This window comes from Gelidimonas diazotrophica (genome assembly GCF_055694025.1).
The window spans coordinates 356772-371037 of the sequence record NZ_CM146349.1; the positions used below are offsets into that span (position 1 = coordinate 356772).

Below are 14266 nucleotides of genomic sequence, written 5' to 3' on the forward strand. Positions count from 1 at the left end.
ATCGAGTCATTTTTCCGGCGCTTTTTTAGAATCCAAGTATGTCATTACTGACCCAGATTTTCGGTAGTCGCAACCAGCGGCTGCTCAAGCAATACAAAAAAACCGTCCGTGAGATCAATGCGCTAGAAGCGGAGATGGAAAAACTCTCGGATGCGCAATTGCAAGCCAAGACCCCGGCCTTCAAAGAACGCATTGCCAACGGCGAAAAAATCGACGACTTGCTGCCGGAAGCGTTTGCCGTGTGTCGCGAAGCCAGCAAGCGGGTGCTCAAAATGCGCCATTTCGACGTCCAGTTGATCGGCGGCATGGTGATACACCAAGGCAAAATTGCAGAAATGGGCACCGGCGAGGGCAAAACCCTGATGTCGACTCTGGCGTCTTATCTCAACGGTTTGGACGGCAAAGGCGTGCACATCGTCACCGTCAACGATTATCTGGCACAACGTGACGCCGATAGTATGGGTCTGCTGTATGGCTGGCTCGGCCTTACCACCGGCGTGAACCTGTCGCAGATGGATCACGACAGCAAGCAGCTCGCCTATGCCGCGGATATCACTTACGGCACCAATAATGAGTTCGGTTTCGATTACCTGCGCGACAACATGGTGTTCGATGTGGCAGACCGGGTTCAGCGCGGCCTGCACTTCGCCATCGTCGATGAAGTCGATTCGATCTTGATCGATGAAGCGCGCACCCCGCTGATCATCTCGGGCCAGGCGGAAAACCACACCGAGCTGTATTACAAGCTCAATGAACTGCCCAAACGTCTGATCTTGCAGATCGGCGAAGAAACGCCGGACGGCAAAGGCAAGGTGGAAGTGCCGGGCGATTACACCAAGGACGAGAAAGCGCATCAGGTGCTGCTGACCGAAGCCGGCCACGAAAAGGTCGAGCAGATTCTGACCGAGATGGGATTGCTGGCCGAAGGCGGCTCGCTCTACGATGCGACCCACATCGCGCTGGTGCACCATCTGTATGCGGCGCTGCGCGCCCATGCGCTGTATTTCAAGGACCAGCATTACGTGGTGCAAGACGGTGAAGTCGTTATCGTCGATGAATTCACCGGCCGCATGATGACCGGCCGGCGCTGGTCCGACGGCCTGCATCAGGCAGTCGAAGCCAAGGAAGGCGTCAAAATCCAGAACGAAAATCAGACCCTGGCGTCGATCACGTTCCAGAATTACTTCCGCATGTACGGCAAACTGGCCGGCATGACCGGTACTGCCGACACCGAAGCTTACGAATTCCAGTCGATTTACTCTCTTGAAACGGTGGTGATTCCGCAGAACAAGCCGAATCAGCGCAAGGATCGGCAGGATCAGGTCTACAAGACCAACGAAGAAAAATATCAGGCGATGCTGAAGGACATTCAGGATTGTTACGAGCGCGGTCAGCCGGTTTTGGTCGGCACCACCTCGATTGAAAATTCCGAATTGCTGTCCGGCATCCTGGATCAGGCCAAGTTGCCGCACAATGTGCTGAATGCGAAACAGCATGCGCGCGAAGCCGAGATCATCGCCCAGGCCGGCAGCCACAAAGCGATCACGATTGCGACCAATATGGCTGGCCGCGGGACCGATATCGTGCTGGGCGGCTATGTCGAAAATGCGATTCAAACCATCGAAGCCGATGCCAGCATATCGGACGCCGACCAGCAGGTGCAGGCGCTGGCCTTGCGCAGCGGTTGGCAGGCATTGCACGACCAGGTAGTTGCAGCCGGCGGCTTGCATATCATCGGCACCGAGCGCCACGAATCGCGGCGGGTCGACAATCAGTTGCGCGGCCGTTCCGGCCGTCAGGGCGATCCGGGTTCTTCGCGGTTTTACCTGTCGCTGGATGACGCGCTGCTGCGCATCTTTGCCGGCGACCGGGTACGGGCAATCATGGACCGCCTGAAAATGCCCGAAGGCGAGCCGATTGAGGCCGGCATCGTGTCGCGCTCGATCGAATCCGCACAGCGCAAGGTCGAGGCGCGCAACTTCGATATCCGCAAGCAATTGCTGGAATACGATGATGTCTCCAACGATCAGCGCAAGGTGATTTATTCCCAGCGCAACGAACTGCTGGAGTCCGACAACGTATCCACCCTGATCGCTTCGCTGCGCAACGGCGTGTTTACCGACCTGTTCCGCGCCTTTGTTCCGGCCGAGTCGATGGAAGAACAGTGGGACATCAAGTCGCTGGAAACGGTGCTGGCCGATGAATGGCAGCTTGAGTTGCCGCTGGCGCAGATGCTGGAAACCGAGCCGAATCTGACCGACGAAGAATTGCTGCAGCGCACTATGCAGGCTGCCACCGCGGCCTACGACGCCAAGATTGCTATCGTCGGGCGGGAATCGTTCGGCGGTTTCGAACGCAGCGTAATGCTGCAAAGCGTCGACTCGCACTGGCGCGAACATCTGGCCGCGCTGGATCACTTGCGTCAGGGCATCCATTTGCGCGGCTATGCGCAAAAGAATCCGAAGCAGGAATACAAGCGCGAAGCCTTCGACTTGTTCGGCCAGATGCTCGATCTGATCAAGAATGATGTGACCAAAGTCGTCATGACGGTGCATATCCAGTCGCGTGAAGAGATCGAAATGGCAGAGCAGGAACTGGCGCAATCGCATGTCGAGAACGTGCATTATCAGCATGCGGATTTCGATGCCGAGGCGGAACCGGAAGATTTGCTGGCGCCCACCGCCCGCTCTGAGGCGAATGCACAGCGGCTGAATCCGAACGCGGTGGCAAAGGTCGGCCGTAACGACCTTTGCCCTTGCGGCAGCGGCAAGAAGTACAAGCAGTGCCACGGCAAGCTGGTATAAGCAGCTCCAGATCTTTCGTACCAATATTTCGCACCAAAAAAGACGGGCTTGCCCGTCTTTTTTTATTCGATCAGTATTAGCCGGCCTTGCCGCTGGCTGGCATCCCGCTCTGCAGCATTCCTGCATCGCTATCGGCAACATTACGACTACAATACGTTTTCGTCCACTGCTAGAGCACGCACAACATGGCTGTCAATTCCCCTCTTCCGCTCGCCGCCGATCTCACACCCGTGGCTGGCATCTTGCTCGGCCATGCCGAAGCAGGCGTCAAAAAACCCAACCGCAAGGATTTGCTGGTACTGCAGTTGGCCGAAAGCGCCACGGTAGCGGGCGTGTTCACCACTAACCGTTTTTGCGCCGCGCCGGTGCAGGTCGCGAAAGCCCATCTTGCAGCAGTGGCGCAATCCGGCCGCCGCATCCGCGCGCTGGTGATTAATACCGGCAACGCCAATGCCGGCACCGGCGCGCCGGGTTTGGCTGATGCCCAAGCCACTTGCACCGCTCTGGCCGGCTTGCTGGGTTGCGATCCGACCCAAATCCTGCCGTTTTCCACCGGCGTGATTCTGGAGCCGCTGCCGCTCGACCGCGTTGTGGCCGGATTGCCGCAAGCCATCAAAAATCTGACGCAAGACAATTGGTTCAATGCGGCCGAATCCATCATGACCACCGATACCCAGCCCAAGGCGGCGTCGCGTAGCGTAGTGATCAATGGCGTCACGATCACCCTGACCGGCATCAGCAAAGGCGCCGGCATGATAAGGCCGAACATGGCAACCATGCTGGGCTTTCTGGCGTGCGACGCGAAAGTGGCGCAACCGGTGCTCGATCATCTGGTTAAGCAGGCCGCCGATACCTCGTTCAATTGCATCACCATCGACGGCGACACTTCGACCAACGATTCCTTCATGCTGATCGCCACCGGCACTGCCGCGCTGGAAATCAACGATATCGGGTCCAGCGAATATGCAGCGCTGGCGCAGGCGGTGACCGGCATTTCGCAACAGTTGGCGCAGATGATCATCCGCGATGGTGAAGGCGCGACAAAATTCATCACGGTCACGGTAGAGCAAGGCAAAAATGCCGAGGAATGCCGCAAGATTGCCTACTCGATTGCTCATTCGCCACTGGTGAAAACCGCCTTCTTCGCGTCCGATCCGAACCTGGGCCGGATTCTGGCCGCAATCGGTTATGCCGGCGTCGATGATCTCGATGTCAGCCAGCTGAACCTGTATCTGGACGAGGTCTGGGTCGCCAAAAATGGCGGCCGCAATCCGGATTATCAGGAGCAGGACGGCCAGCGCGTGATGCAGCAAAGCGAGATCACGGTGCGCGTCACACTGGCGCGCGGCACTGCCAGTGCCACGGTCTGGACTTGCGACCTGTCGCACGAATACGTGACCATCAATGCGGATTACCGCTCTTAATAATCGACACCACACAAGCTTCCATTCATGACACAACTCGATCAATTTTTAGTGCGCGCTGAAAGCTTGCTGGCGCGTTTGGAATCCATTCTGCCGCCGCCGGCGCACGCTACCGACTGGGCGCGCGCCACCGCATTTCGCTGGCGCAAGCGGCCCGGCCAAGGCGTTGGGTTTCTGCAGCCGGTGGCGCATATCGCCAATATCAACTTGAACGATCTGCACAATATCGGGCCGCAAAAGCAGCAGATCGAACAAAATACGCAACAATTCGTGCAAGGCCGGCCGGCCAACAATGTGCTGCTGACCGGCGCACGCGGCACCGGCAAATCGTCGCTGATCAAGGCGTGCCTGAATTGCTATGCGGCGCAGGGTTTGCGCCTGATCGAAGTCGATAAGGCCGATCTGGCCGACTTGCCGGATATCGTCGATTTGGTGGCCGAGCGGCCAGAACGCTTCATCATTTTTTGCGATGACCTGAGCTTCGAGGAAGGCGAGGGCGGTTACAAAGCGCTGAAAGTGGCGCTCGACGGCAGCATCGCCGCGCAATCCGACAACGTGCTGATTTACGCCACCTCCAATCGCCGCCATTTGCTGCCGGAACGCATGGCCGATAACGAAACCTACAAGCGCAGCGACGACGGCGATCTGCATCCGGGCGAGACGGTCGAAGAGAAAATCTCGCTGTCCGAGCGTTTCGGCTTGTGGGTATCGTTTTATCCGTTCAAGCAGGACGATTACCTCGATATCGTTGCGCACTGGCTGGGCTCGTTCGGCTGCGATGCCGGTCAGGTCGCAGCGGCCCGCGCCGATGCGCTGCGCTGGGCCTTGCAGCGCGGTTCGCGCTCCGGCCGCGTGGCTTGGCAATTCGCCCGTGATCATGCGGGAAAAATGGAAAAAGACGGAGTATGCCTATAAATGGCATGTTTCCCGCATGTATTCATTGCGGTGATACTAAATACAATATGTAGTATTTTTTAAGGTTATTTGATGACGGAAATCAGTCAGGCTCCGATTGCGGTTGCGGTCGGGATTCTCATGCAGCCGAACGGCGATGTTCTGCTGGCGCAACGCCCGACGGGCAAGCCTTATGCCGGTTTTTGGGAATTTCCGGGCGGCAAGGTGGAGCCGGGCGAATCGATTCTGGATGCATTAAAACGCGAGTTTGTCGAAGAACTGGGGATCGAGATAGTGACCGCCGAGCCCTGGTGCGGCGTCGAGTACATCTATCCGCATGCCCACGTGCAACTGCACTTTTACCTCAGCCGCGCATGGCGCGGCGAACCGCAAAGCCTGGAAGGGCAGGCGTTCGCATGGCAAGGCAAGGTCGGGGTTGCGCCGCTATTGCCGGCCACCATTCCGCTGCTTGAATGGCTGGATCAGTTGCGTTATCCGGTCACAGCAGATAGGGAATGATCGCCTTGGTTCTCTGGCGGTAAGCGGCGTAGTCAGAAAAACGGGCCAGCAGCAAGCGCTCTTCGCGCCGGATCTTGATGGTCAGCACGCCTGCCAGCAGCGCCAGCAAGCTCCATTTGCCCGCCGATCCATACGCCACGCAGGCGGCCAAACCGCACAGCAGCACCGCCAGATACATCGGGTGCCGGATATGGCGGTAGATGCCGCGGGTGACCAGTTCGCCGCCGCTTCTGGGTTCCGGCAGCACGCTGAAAGTGCGCGCCGGCATCACGGCCAGTGCGGCGGCAGCTCCGATCAGGCCCAGAATGAACAGCGCAATGCTGATTAGGGTGAATGCGGGAGCATGGCTGGAAATCGGGTTGGGAAGCGCGAGCAAGACGATCAGCAACAATTGCGCAACCACCAGCAGACGTGACATCGCGACTCCCGCTATCGCCGATTAAGACTGCAATTTGCTGTCGTCGTCGATATCCTCGGCAGGATTGACGGCAGGGATAGTGTATTTTTCATCGGCCCAGGCGCCCAGGTCGATCTGCTTGCAGCGTTCCGAGCAAAACGGACGAAAGCGGTTTTTTTCAGCCCATTCGACCTTGCTGTTGCAAGTGGGGCAATGCACAAAAGTAGTCATTGTTTGTTGTACTCAAAAATTGCACAGGGTCAACTCGAACGGCACGTCGCCGTCGAACACTTTTGGCTTCATGTTGCCATCCGGGCAAGTGAAGCGCACCCATAGCATGTATTTATTGGCGGAAATTTCGGGAATGCAGCCGAGTTCTTCATCGATGTCCAGACGCAGCATCTGGTACACCTTGCCCTGCAGCATTTGCTGGTAAGTACCTGATTGCGCGATGATCTTGCTGGTGCTGCCGGATTCGCGCAACAGCCGCAGCACCATGGTCAAGGCTTCGAACAGCGGCAGCAAAGTCGAAAACCATCCCGATATATCGTCAAAACGCTGTTGCGCCGGGCGCTGTTGCCAGGCGTAATACGAAGGCAAATCGAATTCGCAAGCTCCGCCCGGGATGATGGTGCGACCGCGGATGCTCATCAGCCATTCATTGTCACGCACGTTTTGCCCGGTCTTGCCTTGCGCCGTCATCAGGGCGGTGCTGATACGCTCCAGGTCGAGCAGGATTTCTTCGAGTCGATGGGCTTCCACATTGGGATTGCTTTTAAAGCCGAGCAGGGTCTGCTTCTGGCGTTCCAGTTCCTGCAGCAGATCCGATTTCAGGTCGGCGCGGCCGGCGACTTCGAGCATTTCAAAGATGGTGCAAAGGGCGACATGGTGTTGCAGCGCATGTTCCTGATGCAGGAAAAAAGTGAATTTTTCATACAGGTCTTCCAGTCGCAACAACGTGCGAATACGCTCGTTGAAAGGGTATTCGTAGACAATCAAAGCACAATCCCGGTAACGGTTGATGGTTTTGTAATTCTGAACGATGCTGGCTCAAATTACAATTGTTGCGACAATTTGTTATGACGATTGTGCCGCTAACGCCAGATACAACGCATGCAGGCGGTCGACTTGCTGCACCAGTGCGCCGGCGTCGGCATCATTGACAATCACGTCATCCGCCGCTGCCAGCCGCGCCGCGCGTGAAACCTGGTGTGCCATGATCGCGCGCACCTGCGCGTCGCTCAAGCCGTTGCGCTGCATGACGCGCTGGATTTGCAGCGTTTCCGGGCAATCGATGACCAGCACCCGCGCCACGCGCCGGGCCCAGTTGCCGGACTCGACCAGCAGCGGCACCACCGGCATCAGGTAGTCGCCCTCGGCCTGTTGCGCAGCGCGTTCGGTCTCGATCCGTATCAGCGGGTGCAGAATTGCTTCTAGCCGTCGTTTGGCGGCCGGTTCGGAAAATACCTTGTCGCGCATGGCGGCCCGGTCCATGGCCCCGTCGGCGCCGATGAAGGCAGCGCCGAACTGGGCCCGGATGGCTTTGACGGCTGCGCCATCCGGCGCGCACAGGCGGTGCGCAATCAGATCGGTGTCGATGATGGCTGCGCCGCGCTCGGCGAATAGATCGGCTACCGTACTTTTGCCGCTGCCGATACCGCCGGTCAAGCCGACTGAAAAACGATTCTTCATTGATTTTTCAATAGTTGCACATGTTGGCTACAGCAGAAAGTCGAGCGTATGGGCGGCGATGGATTTGCCAAAGAGTAAGGCGATCATCCCGGCAGCAGCCAGATAAGGGCCGAACGGAATCGGGTTGTCGCGGCCGCGCTGGGTGAAAACAATCAGGAAGATGCCGACTGTGGCACCGACCACAGACGACAGCAGGATTATCATCGGCAACATGCCCCAGCCCAGCCATGCTCCCAGTGCGGCCAGCAGTTTGAAGTCGCCGTAACCCATGCCTTCCTTGCCGGTGACGAGCTTGAACAGCCAGTAAATCGCCCACAGTATCAGATAGCCGGCTGCAGCGCCGAGCACGGCGTCCGGCAGCGGCGCGAAGGTGCCGTTCAGGTTGATCAGCAGGCCGGCCCACAGCAGCGGCAGCGTCAGGTCGTCGGGCAGCAGTTGGGTATCGGCATCGATGAACGTCATCGCAATCAGGAAATAGGCGAACAGCAGCGTCGCCAGCCCGGCCAGGCCGGCGCCGAAACGCCATATCAGCAGCGCCGACAAGGCTCCGGTCAGCAATTCAATCGCCGGATAACGGGCTGAAATCGGCGCCTTGCAGGATGCACATTTGCCTCTTAGCGCCAGATAGCTGATGACTGGAATGTTTTCCAGCGCGCTGATTTGGTGCCCGCAATGGGGGCAGGCCGAACGCGGCAGCGACAGGTCGAAACGGTCGGTATGCGGCAGGCTCAGACCGCTTTCGTGGGCCACGTAATTATCCGATTCGCGCTGCATCATCTTCGGCAAGCGATAGACCACTACATTCAGAAAACTGCCGATCAGCAGGCCGAACAAGCCGGCCAGCGCGGCGCCCGGCAGATTGCCGGGCGCCGTAAAGAAAGAAAATTCCAGCATCAGACCACCGACCCCAGTTTGAAGATGGGCAGGTACATGGCAATCACCAGGCCGCCGATCAGCACCCCCAGAATCACCATGATCAACGGTTCCATCAGGCTGGACAGCGAAGCTACCGCGTCGTCGACTTCTTCCTCATAGAAATCGGCGACCTTGCCCAGCATCATGTCGAGCGAACCGGATTCTTCGCCGATTGAAACCATTTGCGTGACCATGTTCGGAAACACCTCGGAATTTTGCATCGCAGCGGTCAGGCTGGTGCCGGTGCTGACTTCGGTCTGGATTTTTTTGGTTGCATCCAGATACACCGCATTGCCGCAAGCGCCGCCGACCGAATCGAGCGACTCGACCAAGGGCACGCCGGCGGCAAACATGGTGGCCAGGGTGCGGGTCCAGCGCGCGATGGTGGCCTTGCGGATCACTGCGCCGAAAATCGGCGCTTTCAGCAACAACCGGTCCATCGTCTGCTGCACCTTCAGCGAACGCTTCCAGGATTGAAAAAACAGATACAGGCCGCCGAAGGTCAGGCCGAAGATCAGATACCACCATTGCACGAAGAAATCCGAGATCGCCATCACGAACAGGGTCGGCGCCGGCAGGTCGGCGCCGAAACTCTTGAATACATCCTTGAAAGCCGGCACCACCCAGATCATGATCACTGCCGTCACCACGAAGGCCACCACCAGGATCGATACCGGATAGAACATGGCTGACTTGATCTTGGCCTTGATGGCGATGGTTTTTTCTTTGTACACCGCCAGCCGGGTCAGCAAGTCTTCCAGAATCCCGGCCTGTTCGCCGGCCCCGACCAAGTTGCAGAACAGTGGGTCGAAATACAGCGGGAATTTACGGAATGCCTGATTCAGGCTTGAGCCGGTTTCGACGTCGGCGCGGATATCCTGCACCAGCTTGGATACCGATGGATTGGCGTTGCCTTTGGCGACGATGTCAAATGATTGCAGCAGCGGTACGCCGGCCTTCATCATGGTGGCCAGTTGGCGGGTGAACAGTGTGATGTCCTTGTCGGTGATCCGCTTGCCGCTGTGGAAGTTTTTTTTCTTGATTTTTGTGACCAGAATGCCCTGGCGCCGCAACGTGACGCTGACCACGGCTTCACCGCCGGCGCGCAGCTCGCCACGCACCGATTTGCCCGACTTGTCCTTGCCTTCCCAGGCAAAGATTGCATCCTTGTTCAGACGTGCGCTTGCGCTATTGCGTGATGCGGTTGCCATTTGCTGTCTCCTTCGTTATTCGTTGGTGCAACCGAGGACTTCTTCCAGGCTGGTCAAACCCTGCCTGACTTTGATCAGCCCCGACTGGCGCAGGGATTTAACCCCTTCCAGCGCGGCCTGGCGTTCTATGTCGGGGGCGGAGCCCTGCGTCAGGATGATGCGTTCGATTTCTTCCGAAATCGGCATGATCTGATAGATTCCGACCCGGCCTTTGTAGCCGCTGCCGCTGCAGCGTTCGCAGCCGACCGGCTTGAACGGTTGCCAACTGCCATCGAGATCCTGCTGCTTGAAGCCGGCTTGCAACAGCACTTCATCCAGGATTACCGCCGGTTGCTTGCAGTTGCACAGGCGGCGCGCCAGCCGCTGGGCGGTAATCAGGATCACCGAAGAGGCGATATTGAATGGCGCCACACCCATATTCATCAGCCGCGTCAGGGTCGATGGCGCATCGTTGGTGTGCAGCGTGGAAAACACCATGTGACCGGTTTGCGCCGCCTTGATGGCGATGTCCGCGGTTTCCAGGTCGCGGATTTCGCCCACCATGATGACGTCCGGGTCCTGGCGCAGGAAAGATTTCAAGGCTACGGCAAAAGTCAGACCGGCTTTCTCGTTGACGTTGACCTGATTGACTCCGGGCAGGTTGATTTCGGCCGGATCTTCCGCGGTCGAAATATTGATGCCGGGCTTGTTGATCACGTTCAGGCAGGTATACAGCGACACCGTCTTGCCGGAGCCGGTAGGTCCGGTCATCAGCACCATGCCGTAAGGACGCTGGATCGCGTTGAGCAGAGTTTCCTTCTGATCCGCATCGTAGCCAAGCGCGTCAATCCCCATTTGCGCCTGGCTCGCATCCAGGATACGCATGACGATCTTTTCGCCAAACAGGGTCGGCAGGGTGCTGACCCGGAAATCGATGGTGCGCGTTTGGGAGATCACCAGCTTCATGCGGCCGTCTTGCGGCACGCGCTTTTCCGAAATGTCGAGCTTGGAAATGACCTTGATGCGCGAGGCCAGCTTTTCCTTGATCGCCAGAGGCGGTTGGGTGACTTCCCGCAAAATGCCATCGACGCGGAAGCGGATGCGGTAAAATTTTTCAAACGGTTCAAAGTGGATATCGGATGCGCCCAGATTAATTCCGTCCAGCAATATTTTTTGCAGAAACTTGACAATCGGAGCATCGTCAATCTCGGCGCCGGCAGTATCGACTGCAGCAGCGCTGTCGTCTTCGATAAAATTGATATCGAGATCGTCGCCGATCAGTTCGTTCAGATTCTCCTCGGCGTTCCGTCCGAATTGCTCCAGCAGTTGCAGCAGCGCATCGTGTTGCACGATTACCGGTTCGACGATCAAACCGGTCTGAAACTTGATCTGGTCGAGTGCCTGCGTGTTGCTTGGGTCCGAGATCGCGACCGTGACCTTGTTGCCGCGTTTGGCCAGTGCGATTACGCGTTGCCCCTGCATCAGCCTGGCGTCGATGATTTTTTCCGGCAGCGCCGCGATATTCAGTGCGGACAGATCCAGCGCCGGATAACCGAAGGTTTCGGAGCAGAACAGGGCCAGTGCGCGTTTCTCGATATGGCCGCTCTGGAGCAGCGTGTCGATGAAAAAGGATTTTTCGGACAGGGCTTTTTTGTTCACGGCTTCGGCTTGCGATGCCGATAAATGCCCTGCCTGCACCAGTGCTCTGGCTAATCCTGACATCGGGATGGTGGCTATGCTATTGGGAGACACTGCTGCCATAAATGATTCAGTCGAAAAATAACGCAAAAAAACCTCGGAATGGCGCTAGATGATGCCTCCAAGCATCTTACTTGTAAAGGCATTGCCATCACGGCGTGGCTGTCTACGCCTTCATCCGGCTGTCCTGCAAAGAATTACGTTTTGTTGGCCGCGCGGCTTTTTGGCATGCGGCGTATCAGTTTGACCACTTTGATCGCCTGATTCTGTACCTGGATGATTTCGATGATGCACTTTGGAAACTTGACGCTGACATTCGCCTCCGGAATATCCTGCAATAATTCCAGCAGCAAGCCGTTCAGCGTTTTCGGTCCATCCAGCGGCAGTTCCAGTCCCAGCCGTTTGTTAATGTCGCGCAGCGCAGTGGTGCCTTCCAGCAGGCATTCGCCGTGCTCGTCCCACCTGAAGTTATCGGCGCGGCTGGCGCCCGGGGTGGAAGTCGTGAATTCGCCGATCATTTCTTCAATGATGTCTTCCAGCGTCACCAGACCCTGCACTTCGCCGTACTCGTCGACGATGATGCCGAGGCGCTCATGATTTTCCTGAAAATACTGCAGTTGGGTAAATGCGCTGGTATCTTGCGGGATGAAATAGGGTTCGGTCAGCAGCGCGCGGAAGTGCTCCACCGTCAACTCCTGTTCCTGGCTGAGCAAGGCCACCGCCTTGCGCATGTGCAGGATACCTAAGATTTTGTTGATTTCGCCCTCGTAGACCGGCAGCTTGTTGTGATAGCAGGTCACCAGCTGGTGCTTGATCTGTTCCACTGGGACCGACAGATTCAGAGCCTCGACCTGAGCGCGCGGCGTCATCACGTCTTCGACTGAAATGGTTTCCAGATCGAACAGGTTGAGCAGGATGCTCTTGTGTTTCTGCGGGATGAAATTGCCGCCTTCCAGCACGATCGAGCGCAACTCTTCCGGCGACAGCCGCTGCACTTCCGCATCGGCGCCGGTCTTGATGCGCAGCAGCCTGAATAACCCTGAGACCAACAGGTTGACGAACCAGACTACCGGCTTGCCTATTGTGAGCAAGATTTTGAGGGCGAAGCTGGCCGGCATGATGATGCGCTCGGGGTAGGTTGCACCTATCACTTTAGGGACGATTTCGGCGAAGATGATCAGCAGGAACGCCACCCCGCCGGTGGCGATGATGATGACCTTATCGCCATTGCCGAAGGCGCTAATTGCCATCACGATTACCAAGGCGGTCGCCAGCGCATTGATGACGGTATTGCAGATTAGAATCAGCGACAGCACCTTGTCGATGCGTCCCAGCAACCATAGCGTGGTGCCGGCAAGCTTGCTGCCGCGTTTTGCCAGATGACGCAGCCGATGGCGATTGGCCGCCATCAGGGAAGTTTCGGAAATGGAAAAGAAGGCCGAGCAAAGTATCAGAAAAGCAAGCGCAAGCAACTGCACCCATAGGGGAACGGAATTCAATGGTTTGCCGTTAAAAAGAATTAAACAAGAAAGCCGCCCGATAACCTGGTCGGGATGAGAGGATTTTAACCCCGGCCTCCAGGTCCAGAACGGCTACCAGTTTATTGTGGTAGCCGTTGACTAAAGGCATAATTTTACTTGCAATCAAGCACTTAGCGCAAGCTGCGCGTAACTGTGGGCAACAGCCTGGAGTCAATGCGTCCCATGATTCGACGTAGATTGCAGCCAACTTTCATTCCCATACGCAGGCGTTGCTGCCGCGCCATATCTTCGGAAAGTGCCGCAAGGGCCAGGAAAATCAAGCTGCGCCGCGCACTCATGGGCGTCTCCTGTTGCGCCGTTTGGATAATGTCCGCAAGCGCCAGACCAGCGTGATCAGCCCGTAGGTCACCAGCCCCATCAGCGTGGAAGTGATAGCCAGACCCACCAGCAGCGGTTTGCCCAGAGCAGTAATGCGCTGCCACAGGCTGGCCTCGCCATTGATTTTCCTTGTGATGGCGAGGCCAGCAGCATTCGCCGGCATGGCGTCGCCGGTCACCCAGGCGCCCAGTCGGTAAGCGCCGTAGTAGATCGGGCCGAAGGTGATCGGATTGGTGATGAGGGTGCTGGCGACGGCGGCTGGGACATTGGCGCGCAGTATCACGGCGGCGGTTACCGAGAGTGGGATTTGTGCGATGGGGACCAGCAGGCCGAAGAACATGCCCAGCGCTACGCCCAATGCAACCCCGCGCCGCGACCAGTGCCAGAGTTTTGGCTGGTGCAGCCAGGGGCCGAGCCAGGCGAGCCAGCGGTTGCCCTGAATCTGTTCCCGACTCGGCATATGACGCCGCATACGCTCTCGTAAACCCATTCACGTCCTCTGTATATGTAAGCGCCGCCGCAGGTTTTTCTGTTTCGACTGCTGGAAATCTGGTCAGCCCGATTGTACGGGGCATCACCCAGTACGCAGCATCCAGCCCCACGCTCTGGAACAGTTGCTGCATGGCGGCGCGCAGGTAAGTTGGAAGTCAATCAGCAGTACGGGTGCACTGCACGCGCCGATACGAGCGCCATCAAGGCATCGTGACGGATCGGCTGCATTCCTGGTCTTTGTGATATACGGTATGGTGTATTATTTTTTACTGCCCATGTTGTATGCGTCAAGTGTGTGTTTTCATAAAATATCATGGGAGTATATATACTTTCGCATGAATCCTGAAAATCATCAAAACGCTATCAAAACGATTAATCAAGG

General features: G+C 57.3%; 13 protein-coding genes. 4 read left to right on the plus strand and 9 right to left on the minus strand.

The features are described 5' to 3' along the window. Positions 1-38: 38 nt before the first annotated feature. From secA to KGFNPO_RS01725, 4 genes are all read left to right on the plus strand, one after another. Positions 39-2804 (plus strand): preprotein translocase subunit SecA, encoded by a 2766-nt coding sequence (gene secA / locus KGFNPO_RS01710; RefSeq protein WP_472632810.1) that lies wholly within the window; start codon positions 39-41, stop codon positions 2802-2804. A 185-nt stretch (positions 2805-2989) separates the two neighbouring features. Next, positions 2990-4228, plus strand: coding sequence for a bifunctional glutamate N-acetyltransferase/amino-acid acetyltransferase ArgJ (argJ, locus tag KGFNPO_RS01715; protein ID WP_472632811.1), 1239 nt, complete (start codon positions 2990-2992; stop codon positions 4226-4228). A gap of 27 nt (positions 4229-4255) precedes the next feature. Continuing rightward, entirely contained in the window at positions 4256-5143 is an 888-nt protein-coding gene (locus tag KGFNPO_RS01720) for an ATP-binding protein (RefSeq protein ID WP_472632812.1), read from the plus strand. A gap of 72 nt (positions 5144-5215) precedes the next feature. Further along, entirely contained in the window at positions 5216-5641 is a 426-nt protein-coding gene (locus KGFNPO_RS01725; RefSeq protein WP_472632813.1) for an NUDIX domain-containing protein, read from the plus strand. Here the strand turns inward: KGFNPO_RS01725 and KGFNPO_RS01730 are convergent. The 9 genes from KGFNPO_RS01730 to KGFNPO_RS01770 form a co-directional block, all read right to left on the minus strand. Further along, positions 5622-6059 carry a methyltransferase family protein gene (locus KGFNPO_RS01730; RefSeq protein ID WP_472632814.1) on the minus strand — a complete coding sequence of 146 codons (438 nt, stop codon included), beginning with the start codon at positions 6057-6059 and terminating at the stop codon, positions 5622-5624. The genes KGFNPO_RS01725 and KGFNPO_RS01730 overlap by 20 nt on opposite strands. Positions 6060-6080: 21 nt before the next feature. Continuing rightward, the gene (gene yacG, locus KGFNPO_RS01735; RefSeq protein ID WP_472632815.1) at positions 6081-6269 is read right to left on the minus strand and encodes a DNA gyrase inhibitor YacG; all 189 of its coding nucleotides are present in this window, start codon (positions 6267-6269) and stop codon (positions 6081-6083) included. A 12-nt stretch (positions 6270-6281) separates the two neighbouring features. Beyond that, positions 6282-7037, minus strand: coding sequence for a cell division protein ZapD (zapD, locus tag KGFNPO_RS01740; RefSeq protein ID WP_472632816.1), 756 nt, complete (start codon positions 7035-7037; stop codon positions 6282-6284). A 78-nt stretch (positions 7038-7115) separates the two neighbouring features. Next, positions 7116-7730 (minus strand): dephospho-CoA kinase, encoded by a 615-nt coding sequence (gene coaE / locus KGFNPO_RS01745; RefSeq protein WP_472632817.1) that lies wholly within the window; start codon positions 7728-7730, stop codon positions 7116-7118. A gap of 27 nt (positions 7731-7757) precedes the next feature. Then, the gene (locus KGFNPO_RS01750) at positions 7758-8624 is read right to left on the minus strand and encodes a prepilin peptidase (RefSeq protein ID WP_472632818.1); all 867 of its coding nucleotides are present in this window, start codon (positions 8622-8624) and stop codon (positions 7758-7760) included. Further along, positions 8624-9856 (minus strand): type II secretion system F family protein, encoded by a 1233-nt coding sequence (locus KGFNPO_RS01755; protein WP_472632819.1) that lies wholly within the window; start codon positions 9854-9856, stop codon positions 8624-8626. Before KGFNPO_RS01755 ends, KGFNPO_RS01750 begins: the two co-directional genes overlap by 1 nt. A 15-nt stretch (positions 9857-9871) precedes the next feature. Further along, entirely contained in the window at positions 9872-11596 is a 1725-nt protein-coding gene (gene pilB, locus KGFNPO_RS01760; protein ID WP_472632820.1) for a type IV-A pilus assembly ATPase PilB, read from the minus strand. 134 nt (positions 11597-11730) lie between these two features. Further along, on the minus strand, positions 11731-13032 hold the full coding sequence (locus KGFNPO_RS01765; protein WP_472632821.1) for an HlyC/CorC family transporter: 1302 nt from the start codon (positions 13030-13032) through the stop codon (positions 11731-11733). Positions 13033-13348: 316 nt separating this feature from the next. Beyond that, positions 13349-13864 (minus strand): DUF2062 domain-containing protein, encoded by a 516-nt coding sequence (locus KGFNPO_RS01770; protein ID WP_472632822.1) that lies wholly within the window; start codon positions 13862-13864, stop codon positions 13349-13351. Between the last annotated feature and the right edge of the window lie 402 nt (positions 13865-14266).